The 18,779-nt window shown below is 43.5% G+C and carries 23 protein-coding genes; 2 read left to right on the forward strand and 21 right to left on the reverse strand.

Annotated elements, in window-relative coordinates; translation table 11 throughout:
• Window positions 1-53: 53 nt before the first annotated feature.
• The 20 genes from hpf to degS all read right to left on the reverse strand — a co-directional run bounded on the left by hpf (window position 54) and on the right by degS (window position 15,396).
• The gene (gene hpf / locus AD710_RS05435) at window positions 54-620 is read right to left on the reverse strand and encodes a ribosome hibernation-promoting factor, HPF/YfiA family (protein ID WP_016937784.1); all 567 of its coding nucleotides are present in this window, start codon (window positions 618-620) and stop codon (window positions 54-56) included.
• A 194-nt stretch (window positions 621-814) separates the two neighbouring features.
• On the reverse strand, window positions 815-1,192 hold the full coding sequence (locus AD710_RS05440) for a DUF8042 domain-containing protein (protein ID WP_029575299.1): 378 nt from the start codon (window positions 1,190-1,192) through the stop codon (window positions 815-817).
• 9 nt (window positions 1,193-1,201) lie between these two features.
• Window positions 1,202-1,546 carry a flagella biosynthesis regulatory protein FliT gene (gene fliT, locus AD710_RS05445; protein ID WP_045926617.1) on the reverse strand — a complete coding sequence of 115 codons (345 nt, stop codon included), beginning with the start codon at window positions 1,544-1,546 and terminating at the stop codon, window positions 1,202-1,204.
• Window positions 1,546-1,947, reverse strand: coding sequence for a flagellar export chaperone FliS (gene fliS / locus AD710_RS05450; protein WP_049627493.1), 402 nt, complete (start codon window positions 1,945-1,947; stop codon window positions 1,546-1,548). The genes fliT and fliS overlap by 1 nt, the downstream gene beginning before the upstream one ends.
• A 19-nt stretch (window positions 1,948-1,966) precedes the next feature.
• Window positions 1,967-3,487, reverse strand: a complete 1,521-nt coding sequence (locus AD710_RS05455) for a flagellar hook-associated protein 2 (RefSeq protein ID WP_049627494.1) — start codon at window positions 3,485-3,487, stop codon at window positions 1,967-1,969.
• A gap of 247 nt (window positions 3,488-3,734) precedes the next feature.
• Window positions 3,735-4,721, reverse strand: a complete 987-nt coding sequence (locus tag AD710_RS05460; protein WP_049627495.1) for a flagellin N-terminal helical domain-containing protein — start codon at window positions 4,719-4,721, stop codon at window positions 3,735-3,737.
• Between the two features lie 144 nt (window positions 4,722-4,865).
• On the reverse strand, window positions 4,866-5,090 hold the full coding sequence (gene csrA / locus AD710_RS05465) for a carbon storage regulator CsrA (RefSeq protein WP_003151402.1): 225 nt from the start codon (window positions 5,088-5,090) through the stop codon (window positions 4,866-4,868).
• Window positions 5,084-5,515, reverse strand: coding sequence for a flagellar assembly protein FliW (gene fliW, locus AD710_RS05470; RefSeq protein WP_016937778.1), 432 nt, complete (start codon window positions 5,513-5,515; stop codon window positions 5,084-5,086). The genes csrA and fliW overlap by 7 nt, the downstream gene beginning before the upstream one ends.
• 29 nt (window positions 5,516-5,544) lie before the next feature.
• On the reverse strand, window positions 5,545-6,114 hold the full coding sequence (locus AD710_RS05475) for a DUF6470 family protein (protein WP_049627496.1): 570 nt from the start codon (window positions 6,112-6,114) through the stop codon (window positions 5,545-5,547).
• Window positions 6,115-6,203: 89 nt separating this feature from the next.
• Window positions 6,204-7,121 carry a flagellar hook-associated protein FlgL gene (gene flgL / locus AD710_RS05480; RefSeq protein ID WP_049627497.1) on the reverse strand — a complete coding sequence of 306 codons (918 nt, stop codon included), beginning with the start codon at window positions 7,119-7,121 and terminating at the stop codon, window positions 6,204-6,206.
• A 12-nt stretch (window positions 7,122-7,133) separates the two neighbouring features.
• The gene (gene flgK, locus AD710_RS05485; RefSeq protein WP_049627498.1) at window positions 7,134-8,651 is read right to left on the reverse strand and encodes a flagellar hook-associated protein FlgK; all 1,518 of its coding nucleotides are present in this window, start codon (window positions 8,649-8,651) and stop codon (window positions 7,134-7,136) included.
• Between the two features lie 15 nt (window positions 8,652-8,666).
• Entirely contained in the window at window positions 8,667-9,149 is a 483-nt protein-coding gene (locus AD710_RS05490) for a flagellar protein FlgN (protein WP_045926612.1), read from the reverse strand.
• A gap of 14 nt (window positions 9,150-9,163) precedes the next feature.
• Window positions 9,164-9,430 (reverse strand): flagellar biosynthesis anti-sigma factor FlgM, encoded by a 267-nt coding sequence (gene flgM, locus AD710_RS05495; protein ID WP_016937773.1) that lies wholly within the window; start codon window positions 9,428-9,430, stop codon window positions 9,164-9,166.
• A gap of 69 nt (window positions 9,431-9,499) precedes the next feature.
• Window positions 9,500-9,919 (reverse strand): TIGR03826 family flagellar region protein, encoded by a 420-nt coding sequence (locus AD710_RS05500; protein ID WP_049627499.1) that lies wholly within the window; start codon window positions 9,917-9,919, stop codon window positions 9,500-9,502.
• A 73-nt stretch (window positions 9,920-9,992) separates the two neighbouring features.
• Entirely contained in the window at window positions 9,993-10,682 is a 690-nt protein-coding gene (locus AD710_RS05505) for a phosphoribosyltransferase family protein (protein ID WP_197083943.1), read from the reverse strand.
• Between the two features lie 3 nt (window positions 10,683-10,685).
• Window positions 10,686-10,970 (reverse strand): late competence protein ComFB, encoded by a 285-nt coding sequence (locus AD710_RS05510; protein WP_016937770.1) that lies wholly within the window; start codon window positions 10,968-10,970, stop codon window positions 10,686-10,688.
• Between the two features lie 57 nt (window positions 10,971-11,027).
• A complete protein-coding gene (locus tag AD710_RS05515) occupies window positions 11,028-12,413 on the reverse strand; it encodes an ATP-dependent helicase ComFA (RefSeq protein WP_049627500.1) in 1,386 nt (461 codons plus the stop codon).
• Window positions 12,414-12,520: 107 nt separating this feature from the next.
• Window positions 12,521-13,369: a DegV family protein gene (locus AD710_RS05520; RefSeq protein WP_049627501.1), complete on the reverse strand. Its 849-nt coding sequence runs from the start codon at window positions 13,367-13,369 to the stop codon at window positions 12,521-12,523.
• A gap of 97 nt (window positions 13,370-13,466) precedes the next feature.
• Window positions 13,467-14,156, reverse strand: a complete 690-nt coding sequence (gene degU / locus AD710_RS05525) for a two-component system response regulator DegU (protein ID WP_003219701.1) — start codon at window positions 14,154-14,156, stop codon at window positions 13,467-13,469.
• 76 nt (window positions 14,157-14,232) lie between these two features.
• Window positions 14,233-15,396: a two-component sensor histidine kinase DegS gene (gene degS / locus AD710_RS05530; protein WP_016937767.1), complete on the reverse strand. Its 1,164-nt coding sequence runs from the start codon at window positions 15,394-15,396 to the stop codon at window positions 14,233-14,235.
• Window positions 15,397-15,618: 222 nt separating this feature from the next.
• Here degS and AD710_RS05535 point away from each other — a divergent pair, with 222 nt between their 5' ends.
• Together AD710_RS05535 and AD710_RS05540 are read left to right on the forward strand one after the other, a co-directional pair.
• A complete protein-coding gene (locus AD710_RS05535; RefSeq protein ID WP_007614107.1) occupies window positions 15,619-16,266 on the forward strand; it encodes a YigZ family protein in 648 nt (215 codons plus the stop codon).
• A 4-nt stretch (window positions 16,267-16,270) separates the two neighbouring features.
• On the forward strand, window positions 16,271-17,497 hold the full coding sequence (locus AD710_RS05540) for an LCP family protein (protein WP_049627502.1): 1,227 nt from the start codon (window positions 16,271-16,273) through the stop codon (window positions 17,495-17,497).
• 98 nt (window positions 17,498-17,595) lie between these two features.
• Here the strand turns inward: AD710_RS05540 and AD710_RS05545 are convergent, their stop codons facing one another.
• The gene (locus AD710_RS05545) at window positions 17,596-18,672 is read right to left on the reverse strand and encodes a glycosyltransferase family 4 protein (RefSeq protein WP_003151382.1); all 1,077 of its coding nucleotides are present in this window, start codon (window positions 18,670-18,672) and stop codon (window positions 17,596-17,598) included.
• Window positions 18,673-18,779 lie beyond the last annotated feature (107 nt).

An 18,779-nucleotide genomic window follows, 5' to 3' on the forward strand; every position in this document is an offset into this window, starting at 1 on the left:
GCAGATAAAGTATAGAGAAAAACCTTCCGCGCGTTCACGGAAGGCTGGATGGTTTATTCAGTCGGTTCAATTAATCCGTATTTGCCGTCATTTCGGCGGTAAACGACATTTGTGAGATTCGTTTCCGCGTTGGTGAATACGAAGAAATTATGTCCGAGCATATTCATTTGGAGAATCGCTTCTTCATTATCCATCGGTTTTAAATTAAAACGTTTCTGACGGACAATTTCCGGGCTGTCATCTTCAATTTCGTCCTGAACCGCTACGTTTGTATCAGCTGCGCTTCCGTTCTCGAAGTAATGTTTCGGAAGACCCTGCTCGCGGAATTTTCGGTTGACTTTTGTTTTATGCTTTCGGATTTGACGTTCCAGCTTGTTTGTTGCGAGATCAATTGCATTGTACATATCCTCGTTATGCACTTCGGATCGAAGCGCCAGATCAGTCATCGGAATGGTGACTTCAACTTTGGATTCCTTATCATTATAGAATTTTAAGTTGACGTTCACATCGGCATTGACGCTCTGCTCGAAATATCGTTCCAGCTTGCCGATTTTTCTTTCCACATGATCCTTTAACGCAGGTGTAACCTCAATGTTTTCTCCTCTGATATTGTAGTTCATCAAAGAACGCCTCCCTTTATCTAAGGATATGTAACTATTTCTCTTTTTCCCCTTCTGATCCCTGCTGAAACGTTAAAATAATGTGTAAATTCGGTGAACGATGACGAATGGTGTCGGCCTTTATCCGCTGCTTCCGGCAGGATTATCAGTATATGCAGAAGACGCAGGCAAAAGACCTGCCGCTTGCAGCAGGTCTAGTGAAGAACATACGGTTTGATGCAGTCGTGCGTCTGCTCCATCCACACCTTATAATGCGGCAGAAAGATGGTTTTTAAAAACTCCTGAAATGGAGCGGACGGGAAATCATAATCATTTAACATGCTGAAATCCTGAAAAATCTCGTCAAATGACCGAATCGCCGTCTCCACGCATCGGCACTCAACGATAGACAAGAGAAGCGCATGAGAGGAATCGAGATGAAAAAAAGCCTGAATCAAATCGTTGTAAATCCGTTCGCCCTCCGTCTTGAAAAAATCATCCTGCGTATCCAATAGGTAGCAAAGCCCCTCATCAATGGTAAAAAGAAGCTGGTAGTATGCTGACACCAAATGGTAATCGTTCAAACTTCTCAAAACACTCACCTATTTGCGTTTGTCGTAATAACGGCCGTCACTTGTCGTTTGATGATACGGATTAAAATACGTATTATGGTACACCCGTTTTTTCTTGAGTGTTTTTATTTCATTTCGGATGCCATCCTGGATCCGTTTCACTTCCCCGGTAATCAAGCGGTCCATCGCGGCCACCTGCTGAAGCAGCGTTTTTTCTTCTTCGGAAAAAGGCGGCTTTATGCCTGCAAGCATCTCCTCCCTTTTCTCCGTAAATGCCGTAAAGCTGCTGATGAGGCCGTCGCTTTCCGGGGCATCCTTCAGTGCGGTGTACATGTTCTTCGTTTCGTTATACAAAGAAAGGACATTGCTGTTCATCAGGCAAGGCCGCCCGCGCCATGGCTGTTTTTCCGTTCGCTCTGCATGGCCTGTTTCCACGTATCGCGGAATTCAGTAACTAGCTTTTCCGCTTCATCTAAAAATTCTCCGTTATTCTGCACGTTCGCGTCGATCAGCCGGCGGCGGATGTAATCATAAATGGATGACATCTGCTCGGAAATCTCAATCTCCCGGTTTAACGTGATGCTGAGCTCTTGAATGATGTTTTGCGCCTTTACGATATTTTCATTTTTGGCTTCAAGGTTGTTTTGCTTCATCGCCTGCCTTGCCAGCTTAATGAATCGCAGGCAGCCGTTATAAAGCATAAGGGTCAGCTCTTCCGGAGCGGCTGTAAAGACGGATGTCTGCTGATAAGCAGCAAAAGGATTATTTAATGCCATTTTTATAAAACCTCCAAGGTTATGATGTTGAAGATCCTAACATTGACGTGAGATATGAAGATTGGCTGTTCAATTTCTCCAATGCCGTATCCAATGCGCTGAACTTTTTATAATATCTCGTCTCGATGTCATCCAGCTTCGTTTTCATATTGGAAATATTTGTTTCTATTTCATCCAGGCTTTTTCCGATGGCAAAGCTGGTTGATACCGAGCTTTCCGTACCCGCCTGTTTTGAGATTTGAATCTGCATTTTATTTAATGTGTCTTTTAATCTCCGGGCAATCCCCTGTTCCTCCGGGTTTTTGGTTTTCGCTGTATCAGGGCTGTCTGCATTAAACAGTTTAGCCACGAGAGCAGGATTCTCGGTAATTTTCTGTTTCAGTTTCGCTTCGTCTTTAATGACAAGCTTTCCTTGATCCGTATAACTATCAGACGTCTCAATTCCGAAATCGGCAAGCTGATATTTTTTTCCGTCAATCGTAACCGTTGAGTACAGATCAAGCCGCATCTCCGCCAAACCGTTCTGCAGCGTGCTGTCGCTCCGTAATAAACCGCTTTTGGCTTTTGCCTCCCACTGCTCAATCTGCTTATCGGTCATCGCTTCTCTTTGTTCATCGGTTAGCGGCTTATAATCGCGGTATTTTGATTCTGTCACCTTCTCGTTTGCGCTTTTAATTAACGTATTGTATTTATCAACGAAATCTTTAATGTTGTTAAAAATGCCGTCCGTATCAGTCGTGCTGTTAATCGTAACCGTTTTATTGCTGTCCGTCACGCTGTTCAGCGTGTATTTGATGCCGTTGATCGTAAAGTTATTTGACGTTTTTGTCATTTCAAGCCCGTTGAACGTAAACTTCGCGTTTTTCCCTTCGGCATTGGCCGTCAGTTCATTTGTTGCATCATCAACGGCAAAACCGAGCTGATCTTTCAGAAAGCTTTTGGTCGCGTCATCACCTGCTGAAAGGGTAAACCCTTCGCCCGTTTTATTGGAAGTGAACGCAATCGTGTCCACATAATCCGATCCGTTGGAGATTTTCTCTTTTAAAGCCGTCACCCCGAGGCCTGAGCTGTTCAGTTTGGTGACCACATCATCAATCGTATCGGTTGCGGCGATCGTGACGTTTACCTCAGTCGGCTTCGTTTCACCCGGATTTGTGACATTGAATTTCAATGTCTGGCTTTGACCCGAAGTGAAATTGATGGCCCCTGAGGATTTATATGTCGTCGGCGTGGCCAGCTGCTGAACAGACATGCTTGTTGAAATATTTTGCTCAGCACTGACGGCCGCCGCGCTGACACTGGCATCCGAACTTGTTACTGTTTTTTTATTCCAGTTTGTGGACATCAGCATATTATTAAATGTAGTGGAATACATGTCGGCAATCTGGGTATTCATTTCCCGATAAGCATCGCGCTTCCATTCAAGCGTCTGCTTTTGCTGGTTTAATTTATTAAGCGGCTGCTTTTCAGCATCCATCATTTTTTTCACCAGAGAATCTACATCAAGACCGGAATTAAGGCCTGTGATTCTTGTGACCATATGTACCCTCTCCTTTTCGGCGTTTAGTCGTAGACGGCTCTATGACAACAGTGAGTTTCCGACTGTTTATCATATCACAGCTCCATAAATGTATGATCTTATTCTTATATCGGTCAGATTAAAAGGTTTTCAATAATTTAACTGCAAATTATAACGTTTCATTTTGTCAATAGGGTTCTTTGGCATGATGAGGGGGAAAAGCTGCAGAAATAAAAAAAGACCCTGGAGAACCAGGATCTTTCCGTCATTAACCTTTAAGCAATTGAAGAACTTGCTGAGGCTGTTGGTTAGCTTGCGCAAGCATTGCTTGAGAAGCCTGAGTAAGGATGTTGTTTTTCGTGTACTCCATCATCTCAGAAGCCATGTCTACGTCACGGATACGTGATTCAGCAGAAGTCAGGTTCTCAGAAGAAGTACCAAGGTTGTTGATTGTGTGCTCTAAACGGTTTTGAACCGCACCAAGTTTAGCGCGCTCGCTAGATACTGTGTCGATAGCTGTTTTGATTGTTGTAAGAGCTGAAGACGCAGCTTTAGCTGAAGAAGAGATGTCGATACCTTTTGTTACTTTAGAATCTGCAGCTAATTTTTCAGATGCAATGACTTTACCGTCAGTATCATAATAACCAGCCGGTTTGTTTGTAGCATCGTCTGCATCCGCCCAAGTAGCAGTACTTCCGTCAGTTGCTGTAAGTGTATTTTGATCACCAGATACAGTATAAGTCGTACCAACTTTCAGGCTTTCAGAGTCCATTTTATTGATAGACAGGCTCATTGTTTGGCCTTCGTTAGCTCCGATTTGGAACGTAAGGTTTTGCGCAGTTCCGTCAAGAAGTTTTTTCGTGTTGAACTCAGTGTCAGTAGAGATTCTTGTTACTTCAGACGCTAATTGGTCCATCTCTTTTTGAAGCTCAGAACGGTCTGAATCTGTGTTTGTATCGTTCGCCGCTTGTGTAGCAAGCTCGCTCATACGCTGAAGAATGCTGTGAGTTTCGTTCAATGCACCCTCAGATGTTTGGATAAGAGAGATTCCGTCTTGAGCGTTTTTAGACGCCATGTCTAAACCGCGGATTTGAGAACGCATTTTTTCAGAGATCGCAAGACCCGCAGCGTCATCACCAGCGCGGTTGATGCGAAGACCTGAAGATAATTTTTCCATGTTTTTTGCAGCAGAGTTTGAACCTGCATTCAGCTGACGGCTAGTGTTAAGAGCCGCGATATTGTGGTTGATTCTCATTTTGTATTTCCTCCCTGAATTGTTTTTCGCACGTCCTTGTGCATTTGCGCAGCATCATTTTTGAAGAAAATTTTTCCTCTCATTGGCTACACTATATATATCGGACGGCCGCTTCTATTGTTTATATTGAAAATAAAAAAATCCTCACTTTTTTTGTGAGGATAAATTAAGTAATAAATCAGTATTAAAAGATACGGCTCTGTTATTCTCTTCCAGGATGGACAAGTATATTTCTTTCCGATGAATATCCACGTGCTGCGGCGCTTCAATTCCCAGCTTCACTTGCTCTCCTTCGATGGCAATCACCTTGATTTCAATATCCGGCCCGATCTGAATGGACTCATTCACTTTTCTCGAGAGAACTAGCATGATCCTCCTCCTATCAAATGTTTTGTTTCATAGGAAGCATCATGTAAAATGATTTGTTTCGCCTTCATTTCCTTTTTATTGACGATAATCGGCGCTTTTAAATTGGCGGTCGTGTTTTCAAAAGGCTCTTCCAGCGTTAAAATCGCCATCACTTCGACGTCCTCTATATCTTCAATGTGCAAAAGCTCCAGCGTCGATTGGTCAATGTCAAATTCGTATCCTTTAAAGAAAATAAACGGACTGGCGACAATAAAGGCGATATGCTCCTGTTTGACAGACTGCAGCGCCAAAAACGGTGAATCTTCCGACAAAGGAAGAACAACAAATTGAGTCTCGTCATTAAATCCCGGCAGCCCGTTTTCAAATGAGATAATCTGCCCTTCGTCTATTCTGATTTCTCCGTGATATTTTGTTTTAATAATCATGCTTCACAATCCTTTACCACTTTCATCTTTTATTCTGTATTACCGTCGTCAACCGAAATCGTCACTTTAGGGTCTTGCCTCATATCAATCTGAACTCTCCCCGGTGTGTAATTCCATACCGGTTTATGGGCGGTGGCTTCAATTGAAGGTTTGCGGGCTTCAATATCAACCGTAAGCTTTGAAGGAATGCAGTCAATGTCAACGAGAAACTGCGCAGGCAGAAAGTCGCTGAATTCGCCGAATGGATCAGGCGGGCTGACATCCGCTGCCTGCCGGGCCATCACATTGCCGGTTTTCTTTTCGATAGCCGCCATTTCCTTCCCTTCTCTGACTGTTTTCGCAATAAACTCACTGCATGCTTGCGCACCTTTCTGGGCGGCTTCAGCGTTCAGCTTCTCAAATGATTTCAGATTTAAGTTCTCCCACGCCCTCGTCTGATCAATCGTCAGTTTGGCCGGCGTGCTTTCAATGTTCAGCTCTGCCGGCGGCTGCTCGATTTCCAGGTCAGCGGGCGGCTGTTCCATCTCGATTTCTTCCTTCTGAAAGGTTATACCGATTTTAGCAGGCACACTGTCAATAATCAATCTCGGCATCTGCATAGAGACCCCTCCTCTTTAGAGTGTTCTAGTAAAAAAAGCGATCTCCCTGTTGTGAGTCGCTTTTTTTATATATAGAAGACGTTCATCTATTATTTCAGGAAGTCGATCAGTGACGGCTGAATGATATTCGCATTTACTGACAGCGCAGCTTTATGAACCGTCTGCTGAGATAAATAATCAACAATCACATCTTCCATTTCCACATCTTCATTATCTGACAATACTTTTTCAGCGGTAGCAGCTTGAGATTCCAACCTTGTCTTAATGAGTTCCAAACGGTTTGTTCGGGCGCCGATATTGGATTTTTCAGCATTCATTTTGTCAGTAAAACCGTCGATGTCTGACAGAATTTGATTTGAATCTGCTTCAGAAAGCGTACCTTTGCTTAAAGAAGCTTCTAATGAGTTGAGAAATTCAAATACATTATCTCCATTTTGAGCGACGCCTCCGAAAGCTGAATTCGGGTCAGAATTCACTTTCAGCACTGCCCCGTTCGAAATGTTGATGTTAACATCCGAAGCACTCTTGTAATTTTCATAGTTGTACGTATACGTGCCGTCGGCATTTTCAGTGATCGGCGGGACATCTGAATTTGTTCCGTTAAACAGGTAACGCCCGTTCACTTGAGTATTCGCGACAGAAACGAGCTGCTTTTTCAGCTGGCCGATTTCTGTACCGATTGCTTTTAATTCCGTTTCACCGTTCGAATCACTTTTTGCCTTAATCATCAAGTCCCGGATTTTCCCCATAATATCCGTTTCCGAGTTTACGCTGGATTCCGAGTTTTCCAGCCATGTGAAACCTTGCGAAACATTCCGCTGATACTGGTTGACCTGCGCAAGCTGAGTACGGTACTGCATTCCCTTCATTGCGACGACCGGATCATCAGAAGCTTTGGTGATTTTTTTCCCCGTAGACACTTGCTGCTGAAGCCGATCGAGCTTGTCATAACTTGAGCCGATAAATCGAAGAGAATTTTTTGCGATCATCCCTTGAGTTACTCTCATTTACTTATCTCCTTATCTTCCTCCGGTGCCCATACCGTTAATAATTTTATCGTATATTTGATCCTGCATCGTTATGATTCGCGCAGCGGCATTATAAGCGTGCTGAAACTGAATCATATTTGTCATTTCTTCATCTAATGACACGGCGCTGACTGATTGTCTCCGCTGATCGGCCGAAAGGGTGTTGCTTTCAGAGTTGTTCATAAGATTGGCCGCTTTTTGTGAATTAACGCCCAGCTTGCCGATAAGGGATTCATAAAAGTCATTAATTGTAGTGGTTTCACCGTTAATTGTCAGCTTGCTGTTCTGCACGGCTGCCAGGTTTGTCGCGTTTGTGCCGTCGCTTTTTTCTCCGTTTAACGACGCTGCGATATTGTCTGTAGACGCAAGGACTTTGTCACTGACTTTTATTTTGGCTGCCGCCCCTTTTACCGGCACCGCTTCATCACCGCTGAAATCAAAAAATGCTGCGCCCTGTTCGCCTGTATAGGTCTTTCCTTTTTCGTGAACTGCATTAAACGCGTCAGCAAAGGAGAGCGCCATATTATCAAGAGCAGTCATCATTTCAGGATAAAGGCCCTTTTCTTCTCCATTTGACATATAGCCGTATGACTCAATAAGACCTAAAAGTGAGCCTTTGCCGGTAAATGCATCCGCATTAACCGCATTGCTGCCGACGGATACGCTTGACACAAGACCGCTGTCCTGGTCGTAGTTGATTTTCATTTCTGAAACGGTTTTTGTATTACCATCAAGCAGTGTTCCGAGAGAATTGTTGTTTCCGTTCAGCAATTCCACGTTGACCGTGCCCTCAGCAGTCGCCAAGGCATGTCCGCCCGACTTATTATATGAAACTTTTATATTTGCCATAGAAGATAGTTGGTCAATCAATCTGTCTCTTTGGTCATATAAATCATTAGGAAGCATACCGCTCGGCTCAACTGCCGCTATTTGAGTATTAAGGTCATTCAGCTGATTTAAAATTGAATTGGCCTGATCCGCTGTGTTATCCAGGTTCTTTTTAATATCCCCCTGAATGTTAGTCAAAGAGCTTGATATATAGTTAAAACTCTCGACAAGAGATTTCCCCTGCTCCTGCAAGACTGAGCGCGCTCCCGTATTTTCCGGGTTCGTCGCCAGGTCCTGAAGAGCATTCCAAAACGAACTGAGTGATCCGTTTAATCCGTTATCATCAAGCTCTTTCATGACGCCTTCCATTTGCGACAATGAATTGGAACGGGCTGTATAGTAGCCTAATTTTGTATTTTCAGTTCTGTACTGATAGTCTAAAAAACTGTCTCTGACACGCTCCACTGAACCTGCTTTGACCCCGGTTCCGATTTGGCCGGCCGTCAGCTCACTGTTTTTTGATACAGCGGGGTAAGGGCTCGTCGATTGTAATGTGACGCGCTGCCTTGTATATCCTTCTGTATTTGCATTTGCAACGTTATTTGAAACTGTGCTCAATGCAGTCTGCTGCGCACTCAGTGCACGTCTTGCTGTTTCGAGCCCCATAAATGTCGATGGCATTGAAAATCCTCCGTTCTAAGCTTTTGAATCGAATAATGTCAAACGGCTGACAGGCTGGCGCGCCGCTTGCGGCTCTTTATAATTCATATTCTCTTTTTCATCCGGCATGATCATATCGAATGCCCCTGAGATGAATTGCAAAGCCTGAATCGTGAGCTGCTTATTCATCTCATTCACTTCTTTCAGACGGTTAAGAAGCGCAGATAAAGAGTGAAATAATCCTTCAAGCTCCTGTTTTTCACTGCCTGAAGTTCTTGAGATACATGCAGCAATTGTGTTATCTTCATCGCGGCTGAGAAACTGGGAAGTTAACTTGATTCGTTCTTCTTCAGTCTGCCCGATTGCCTGAATATACTTTTGCTCTTTAGTTAATATGTTGGAAAGCTCTTTTGTTTTACCTGCTTTCAGCGCTTCCGTTTTCTCCTCAGACAGCGTGAGCAGATGTTCATGCAGTGCGCAAAGTCGCTTCAGTTGATCGATAATTGGCTTTGCTGACATTGGCTTTCTCCTTTTTATTGCTTTTTATAGAAATTCATTATTTTTTCAGCGATGCTGTTTGAATCTATTTTATATGTTCCGCTCTCTATATCAGCTTTCAGCTGAGCGATTTTTTCCTGACGTGTTTTAGTGACCGCATCTGACGCATTTTGAAGCTCTTTTGCATGAGAAGAAATTTCCACTTTGTCTTTCGGCTTTGCAGCCTCTTTTTGTACGGCTTGCTTTTCGTAATTTTTTTGGTATGGATTAACGGATTGTGTTCCGTACTGATTGATTTTCATTGGATTCCTCTCGCTTTCTGTTCGCAGTCTAATTCTTTTATCGACTGCGTTATCAGTTAGTTTAGGGAATCAGGTGTTTTTGGTATTATAGGCATAGTATGTGTCTTTAGTACCATTTTTCTCTTTGAATTCAGCAGCTGTTTCTTGGTTCATATGATCTAATTGCGACTCGATATCAGTCTGACAGGACTTGCAGAATTTCCCCGTCCTGATCGAATTTCCGCACCTTTCGCAAGGGTATGCCAAATTCGGAAGATGGCTGATTTGAATCCTTTTTTGTTTGATAAACTTGAGGATCAGCTCTTCTTCCACACCTGTTTCCTCAGTAATCTGCTGCATCGTCGACTGTCTGTTGATCTGCTTTCTTAAAAATTTATAGACGGTTTCAAATGCTTTTTCTTCTTCTTTAATACATGCCTGGCATACGGTCTGCAGGTTCGTTTTAAAAAATAGAGCATTGCATTTTGGACAATTTGCCAATTCACCCATCGTTTTAACTCCTATTCCTTCATTTATCTGCCTTATATTTCTATCAATTATATCGGCAGAAAAAATGAATGATTTAGCTCCTGATTAAAGTAAAAGAGGAGGCCGATAACGCTTTGCCTGCTGTCAGCAGAGCTTCGGCAGCTTGATGCAGTGTGGCGCCCGTCGTATAAATATCGTCTATTAAAATGACGTTCATACCTTCGACGGAGTTTTCAGCAGCTGAAAACTTTTTTTCTGCGGAGAGCCTTTCTGTTTTGCTTTTTTTGGATTGTTTTTCATTGTTCAGTCGGATGAGGGGGTAAATGACGGGCATTCCGAGCAAAGAGGCCAGCAGCTCGGATTGATTGAATCCGCGTTCCGCCAGCCGTTCGCCGCTCAGCGGAATAGGGACGAGGGTATGTGTATTTGCCGGGTATGCCGCTTTAAAGCCGGCAGCAAAATCACGTTCAAATGCTTGAATGATTTTCGCATCACCCCGAAATTTAAACCGGGCCAATGCATCCTTCATCGCATCATTATACAAATATACCGAACGGTTCTGCCGCAGCAAAAAACGCTTTTCCGTTTTTGATTCCCGCGACATGCAATCAGCGCATTTTTCATTTGACTCCTGAGACCTTCCGCACAAACAGCATACGGGACCTTCAATTTTTTCGAATTGATTGCTGCATGCGCTGCATACCTCTTGTTCCGGCGCAAGGGAAAATAGAGATCTCCAGGTCAGTGAACTTGAAATTGGTGAATCACACAATAAACAATTCAGAGATTACGCTCCTTCCCGATTTTCACAGAACTCGCTTGGTTTAACTGATACAATCGCGGCTGATTCAGCCAGAATGACAAGCAGCGCCGTATTTTTCTGTTTATCAACCATCTCTGCTTTTGCATAAGCAACTTTCTTTTTATCAGTAACATATGCCGGTTCAGCCCGGTTTAATGAAAGAGCCAGTACATCATTTTTGCATACGCGGCATGTGCATTTCATATGAAGCTGAGGCATATGGCGGTCGAGAAGTTCCCTTAATATGATTTCTTTAGAATTGACAAGCATGTTGACAGCTCCTCATAGGAAAGTATGAGTATACTGTATCACGTTTTCTGAAATTAACTAGTCCAACAATTTACTTTTTTGTGCCAATTTGTTCATATGTTCTATATGTTTTTTTGCTTTTTTCATTCCGTTTGTCATTCCGAAATGAAACATGACGACATCACCGCTGAAATGTTTATAGTGCCTTCCCGTTCTGCCTGCGATCTGCACGAGTGCGCTCTCAGTAAAGATAGGTGCTTCTGCGCCGAGGACACATGTCTGAACTTTAGGTACGGTAACTCCTCTTTCTAAAATCGTAGTTGTTACCAGCAGATCAAGCCGGCCGTCTCTGAACCGTTTCACTTTATCCTTTCTGAATGTGTCTTCCGCATGTACGCCTTCTGCCCTTACATTTAATTTCTGAAAATAATCCGTTGTCTTTTTCAATACGTGTACAGACGGAACGAATAAGAAAACAGGCAGCCGTGATTGAAGTTTTTGACGGACCCAATCCGTTACTGAGTGCGGCAGTTTTCCTTTCTCAAGCTTCTTCTTCCAATTGCCGCACCACAAAAAACGCGGCTCCGGGAGAGGTTTTCGATGATATCTGGCCGGTATGCGGACGCTTTTCAGCAAACCGGCTTCAGCCTTCTTTTTTAATGCGTCTGAAGGAGTTGCCGTTACATAAACAAGGGCGCTGTTGTTCTTTCTGGCTTTATCAACCGCGAATCTTAATGTCTCATCGGCTGAAAAAGGAAATGCATCCACTTCATCTATTATCATGACATCAAAAATATCACGATAGCGCATCAGCTGGTGAGCGGTTGAAATCATTAGCGGAGTTAAACTGCCTTTGTCTTCACTGCCGCCGTACAGAGCTGAAACTTCAACATTCTCAAATGCTTTTTTCAGTCTCGGCAGAAGTTCAAGCACGACATCTGTACGCGGAGTCGCGACACAGACCCGCAATCCGTGATTCAGCGCAAACTCTATACCCGGAAACAGCATCTCTGTTTTCCCTGATCCGCAAACCGCCCACACTAACAGCTCTTGTTTCTCTTTTATCGCTTTTATAAGCGCGCCGGCCGCCTGCTTCTGTCCGTCTGTCAGTGTTCCTTCCCAAGCAAGCTTTACAGGCTCCCAGCTGCTTTCTGAGGTTTGATTCCAAGAATATAATGACGTCAGTTCATCAGCCCTTCCCATGACGACACAGGCACGGCAATAGGTAATATGTCTTTTGGCAGAAGGCGCCCAGAATGCGGCAAAGCAGGATTGATCAGACTGGCCGCATCGGCGGCAGACGTAACGGTTTTTCCTGCGGATGACAGACGGCTCGGCCTTTATATATTCTTTTTCTATAAAAGGATTGATACGCTGATCTGAAAACGGTATCTCAGATCTCAACAAATGCCTGCCGTAAAAGAAATCCCGCACCTCTGAAAATTCTGAAGCATCTTCGGACATCTCTCTGCCTCCTTTCTGCTCAAAGTATGCCTGACGGGAATTTTTTTGTCGAATCCCGAAAATTAAAAAACAAAAAAATCTCCGCTCTTGAAAACGGAGATTTTCACTTAGTTTTTAAAGCACCAGCCGATTCCGATGGCGCCTTCGCCCAAATGCGTTCCGATCACGGCACCGAAATAGCTGTTATAGAATTCGACATGAGGGTATTTACCGCTTAATTCTTGAATAATATCCGCGGCTTCTTCCTCCCTGTTTCCATGAATGACAGCTGCCCGCATCGGGATTCCTTTACTTGCATCCTCGCCAAACAGCTCAAAAATTCTAGAAATCGCTTTTTTGCGTGTCCGAATCTTCTCAAAAGGAACAATTACCTTATTGTCAAAATGAAGAATAGGCTTTACCTTTAACAGACCGCCGATAAATGCCTGAGCACTGCTTAGGCGCCCGCCCCGCTGCAGATGTGATAAATCGTCAACCATAAAATACGCACGGACTGTTTTCTTCATTTCTTCCAGCTCTTTTAAAATCTCTTCCGGAGAGTCAACACCGTCTTTAATAAGCTGTGCCGCTTTTAATGCATAAAAACCTTGCGCCAAACAGCTGATCTCTGAATCAAAAGGATAAACTTCGATATTATCAACCATAGCGTTTGCCGAAGCGGCGCTGTTATAAGTTCCGCTGATTCCGCTGGACAAATGTATGCTTATGACTGCATCATATGTTTTGCCCAGTTCTTCGTACAATGCGATCAATTCACCGAAAGAAGGCTGTGACGTAGTCGGCAGCTCATCATGATTTTTTACTTCTTTATAAAAGCTTCTCCAGTCGAGCTCTGTTTCTTCGCGGAATGTTTTTTCACCGAAAACCACTTGAAGAGGAATCATATGAATATGATGTTCTTCTCTCATCTCTTTCGGAATATATGCTGTACTGTCTGTTACAACTGCAATATTCATCACTTTACCTGCCTTATTAAGTACTTAATAAGTATTTTAATAGATATGAAGCGGTAAAAAAAGACTTGCCTATTATGGCAAGTCTTCTCATACATGACTAACGCATCTCTACCCAGCCGTTTTTAATGGCTACGACAACGGCTTGTGTCCGGTCGTTAACGTTCATTTTCTGCAAAATGTTACTCACGTGGTTTTTCACTGTTTTCTCACTGATAAACAATGATTCACCGATTCCGCGGTTGCTTTTTCCGTCTGCAAGCATTTGCAGCACTTCACATTCCCGTCTCGTTAATATATGTAATGGTCTCCGAATTTCCGGATAAACCTCATGCTGAGGATGAGCGGAAACTCCGCTTGTCGCAAGACGTCGGAATTCGTTGACAAGATTGTGGGTTACTTTCGGGTGAAGGTACGAACCGCCTTCGGCTACCACTTTCACTGCCTCAATTAAAGTATCCGCGTCCATCTCTTTCAGGAGATAGCCTCTTGCGCCTGTTTTTAAAGCATGGGTCACATAGTTTTCATCATCATGGATAGAGAGGATAATCACCTTAGATTCAGGGTACAGCTCAACAAGCTGTTTAGTAGCCTCTACTCCATTTACATTCGGCATATTGATGTCCATTATGACGACATCGGGATGATAATGCTCGACGATACGAGCCGCTTCATCTCCATCGTCACCTTCTGCTACCACTTCAAAGGTAGGTTCAAAATCCAGTATTCTTTTTACACCCTCACGGAATAGTTGATGGTCGTCGATAATAACAATATTTACTTTAGTCACACGCTACGCCTCCTTATCCTATTGTTCTATATACGCCGCTGTTCGGTCAATATGTCTTTTGGCTCTATTTAACAAATTATAGGCCGAGAGATAACGGAACCTTAATCATGATAAATGTCCCAAGACCTATTTTAGAGTCTATCGTTATCGTTCCTTCAAGCAGATCTACTCTTTCTTTCATTCCCAGCAAGCCGAATGACTTGTTTTTCTTTTGTTTAGCTTCCTTAATATCAAAGCCTTTTCCGTTGTCCTTAATGATAAGAACGACAAAATCAGCGGTTATTTCCACTTTTACCGTAATTTCCTCTGATTCTGAATGTTTGAGGGCATTTGTAACGGCTTCCTGAGCGAGACGGAAAAGCGCCACTTCAAATTGCGGGGCAAGCCTTTTGTTCTCCGTGTCTCCGATACACTGAAAATGTATTTTCACCTTTCCGTTGTATTCTTCAGTTGTATAAAGATATTTTCTCAGCGTCGGAATCAGCCCGAGATCGTCCAATGCCATCGGTCTTAAATCATATATAATCCTTCTGACTTCGTAAAGGGCATTCCGCACATTCTGCCGAAGATTTCTGATTTCCTGAAAGCCGTCCTCCGTGCCGCGGTCGCGGAAGATCCGTTCTATCAATTCCGATCTCATCATGACATTTGCCAGCATTTGCGCGGGACCGTCATGAATTTCTCTGGAAACTCTTTTTCTTTCTTCCTCTTGGGCTTCGATAATTCTTAAACCGAAATCTTGTTTAGCCTGCGCATCGGCAAGCAGAAGCCCTACTTGGCGAAGGTCTTGATTCAGGTAATTCAGAACGACGGTTATTTGGCTGACCAATGATTCTGACCGTTCAATGATTTCCTGAAGCCCCAAAAGCCGGCGTTCTAAATCATCTCTGCGCTCCCGCAGCTGTTTTTCACGTTGCTGGATCATCGTCAGTTCCACTTGAAGTTTGTGCGCCTTTTCATAGGCATTGCGAATTTCTTCTTCGCTGAACTTATGGAAATTCCTGCTTACTTCAGACAAGCGGTTTCGTGCATGCCGAGTATGAACTTCAAGTTTGTCTCCCAGTTCAATGACATCGTAGACCTGCTGTTTGATCTGTTTGAGTTCTTCGACCAGCTGTTCATATTGCTGGCGCGACTGCTCTCCGATTTGAAAAACCTCGTCTTTGCTCCCGTCCACGGTTTTCAGCATTTTCATAAGTATAGAATCCAAAACTTTGGAGTCCATCTTCGATTTATTCATCGGTCTCCCTCCGTAACGGTGTTGTTATGTATTTTTATTATAAATGTAATTGAACTGCAATTTATGTCGAATTATAATGAAAGAATGCGTATATTCTAGAAAAAAACATTTTTATATAGTATCTTACTCTTTCATGATACCAAAATATGCGCAAAAATTCTAAAGTCTGTTCGAATTTGTAGAAACAAGTCTTTTAATGCTTGTCAGGAGGGTCCAGCAATCATGCTGCACAGCTATTTAACTGTTAAAGAAACGGGTGAACACGAGATTGTGATTGAAAAATCACGTTTTATCTGCCACCTGAGCCGTGCTGCTTCTGAAGAGGAAGCGCAGGAATTTATACAAAAGATAAAAAAACAGCACTGGAATGCGACTCATAACTGCTCAGCTTATCTGATCGGAGAAACGGATCATATACAAAAGGCGAATGATGACGGAGAACCAAGCGGCACAGCAGGCGTACCCATGCTGGAAGTGCTGAAAAAACGCGGCCTGAAAGATACCTGCGCGGTGGTTACCCGGTATTTCGGCGGAATAAAGCTCGGAGCAGGCGGATTGATTCGTGCATACGGGAAGTCAGTGTCTGAGGGGTTAAATCATATAGGGGTTACGGAGCGGAAGCTGATGCGGATTATGCATACATCGGCGGATTATACGTGGCTCGGCAAGATAGAGAATGAATTGAGGGAGTCAGTTTTTTTACTGAAGGATATCCATTATGCAGATCACGTTGAATTTGAAACGTACGTTGAAGAAAAAGACAAAGACGAGTTTATAAAATGGATGACAGAACTGACGAACGGCAAGAGTAAGAATACAGAGGGAGAACTGACGTATTTAGAAACAGACGTCAGCCCTAAAGGAGACTAATGTAATGGCTGAACGTGTAAGAGTGCGTGTTCGAAAGAAAAAGAAAAGCAAACGAAAGATTATTTTCAAGCGGATTTTGCTGCTGCTTACCCTCGTTTTGTTAGTCGCTGCCGGGTTCGGCGGGTACAAAGTATACAAAACGATCAATGCGGCAGATAATGCATATGATGCCCTTTCCCGCGGAGATAAATCAAAACTGAGGGATGAAGTCATCGATATGAAGAAAAAACCGTTCTCCATTTTGTTTATGGGGATCGAAAATTATGCCACTAGCGGAAAAGGCGGACGATCAGATTCTCTAATTGTCGTTACCCTTGATCCGAGAAATAAAACAATGAAAATGCTGAGTATTCCGCGTGATACGCGGGTGACGCTTGCCGGCGACACAACCGGTAAAAAAACAAAAATCAATTCGGCTTTTGCTAAGGGCGGAGCGGATGAAACCGTGGCGACCGTTGAGGACTTATTAGACATTCCGATTGATAAGTATGTCACTGTGGATTTTAACGGATTTAAGGATGTTATTGATGAAGTCGGAGGAGTCAATGTAAAAGTGCCGTTTGACTTCGACGAGATGAGTGACGTCAGTAAAAAGAAACGGATTTACTTCAAGAAAGGAAACATGCATTTGAACGGTGAGCAGGCTCTGGCTTACGCGCGGATGAGAAAGCAGGATAAGCGCGGAGACTTCGGCCGGAATGACCGTCAAAAGCAAATCCTCAATGCACTGATTGACCAAATGTCGAAGGCTGGAAATATTGCTAAAATCGATAAAATCGCTGAAACAGCGAGCAATAACGTACAAACGAATATCCGAATCACTGAAGGACTCGCTCTTCAGCAGATTTACAGCGGCTTTACCAGCAAAAAGATTGATACACTGTCCATTACAGGATCAGATTTATATTTAGGCGGCGGCGGAACCGCATCTACGGGCGGAACGTATTATTTCCAACCGGACCCGGCCAATCTCGAAAAAGTACGCCAAACCTTGCAGAAACATTTAGATTACCCGTCCGGAAGCGGCACCGCGACCGATTCTGCTTCTGACAGCACCGGAACGGACAGTACGACTGGTTCAAGTTCCGGCGGCACAGGAACAGACGACGGCACGACTGATTCGACTTCCGGCAGCACGGGAACAACTGATTCAACCAGTACTCCAGGTACAAACGGAACGGACAGCACACAGTCTGGCAGCACAAATTCAAGCGGCACAACAGGCTATTAACAGCAAACCCGATCCTTTGAGAAGGATCGGGTTTTTCTATATAATAAGAGAATAGAAGAATCCATAAAAAAGCAGACCATTCGCATGATCTGCTCTTTTTAATTTTTCTTTACCAACCTCTTGTAAAACTTGGTAAATGGTTTAAATTGTTCATTTACTAACCCTGTGACCTCTGCTATGATTTGCATAAATACAATCAATACAAAAATAATAAACAGCGAAAGCCATATGGTCGCGCTTTTCAGCAGGATTGCACTGACGCTGAAAATAAAGCCGATTAAATAAATGATGATGACAGCCGTACGGTGTGAAAGCCCGAAGGCCATCAGCCTGTGGTGTATATGTGACTTATCAGGCGCCGAGATCGGCTGTTTGTTTAAAATCCGCCTGATGACAGCGAATGTCGTATCAAAAATCGGCACGCCCAAAATAATGATCGGAATGATGATACTGAATAAAGTAACGCTTTTATAAAGACCCAATAATGAGAGTACTGAGATGACGTATCCGAGAAAGAGCGATCCGGTATCTCCCATAAATATTTTTGCCGGATGAAAATTATAAAATAAAAATCCGAGTGTGCTTCCTATCACTACGAGAGAAAGTGACAGAATCAGGATTTTGCCTCCGGATAACGCCATTACTGCGATGGTGGACAGTCCGATGACTGACAGGCCCGCAGCGAGTCCGTCCAAACCGTCTATCAGGTTCATCGCGTTCGTGATACCGACGATCCATAACACAGTCAGCGGGTAAGCGACCCATCCCAATTCTAAACGTTCCGTTAAAAACGGCACGGAGAAAAAGTCCATTTTCAGTCCCGTGCTCACAATCATAATGGCCACGGCTAACTGGACGAAAAACTTTACCTTTGCGCTTAATTGGTATTTATCATCAAGGATTCCTAAAATAACAATAATAAACGCGCCCACCGTGATGGCGGTCATCTTCGTTTCATTATATATGCCGGCCGCGAGCACCCCTGCCGCTACGCCGATAAAGATAGCCAATCCGCCCATACGGGGCATTATTTTATCATGTACTTTTCGGTTGCTGGGCTGGTCAACTGCACCTATTTTGATCGCAATTTTTTTCACGATAGGAGTTAGGATTAAAACCGTTAGCAGAGAGACAAAAAACGCAACAACTATGCGAAACATGCGTTCGTCAAGCATAAAGAAGTCTCCTTTGGAATTATATGAAGTCTTTTCTGATATTGAACCGTTCCTTCCATTATAATTCTTACTAGTTATTATAACAAGCATCATCAAAAAGAAACACG

This window comes from Bacillus sp. JFL15 (assembly GCF_001184225.1).
Taxonomy (GTDB): domain Bacteria; phylum Bacillota; class Bacilli; order Bacillales; family Bacillaceae; genus Bacillus; species Bacillus siamensis.